The organism is Dellaglioa sp. CoH-57-MRSF-20 (assembly GCF_056781955.1).
Map to the genome: position 1 here is coordinate 1 of NZ_JBXAXV010000201.1, position 324 is coordinate 324.

Sequence of the window (324 nt, forward strand, 5' to 3'; positions counted from 1 at the left end):
GTCGTACTCCATCGCGTAGCCCGTGATATCGGACGCGAGCAGCACGATACGACGACAGGTTTTCGCGGGCGGCGTCGGGCTTCTTTCCAACACGCCCGCGCGGCGCGGTCTCACGCTCTGCACGTTCGGCACAGACTCAACCAGCGCGAACAAGACAAACAAGCCGCGTTCGCTTTCATCGGTTGTCGTGTCGTCGGTTCCCGTGTGCGAGTGATCGCCACGCGTGTACACGGTAACTTCTGCGCCTTCCGGGATTGCGGCGATAAGCGGATTCGTCGTCATCGTCAGCCCCTTACGCGAGCTTGCCGCGCGAGTCGTGTTTTT

Annotated in this window: 1 protein-coding gene; it reads right to left on the reverse strand. The window is 61.4% G+C overall.

Translation table 11 applies throughout. The features are described from left to right. Positions 1-282, reverse strand: a 282-nt coding sequence (locus tag AC1RPN_RS08770) for a hypothetical protein (RefSeq protein ID WP_481763805.1), incomplete at its 3' end; no start/stop codon positions are given. Positions 283-324 lie beyond the last annotated feature (42 nt).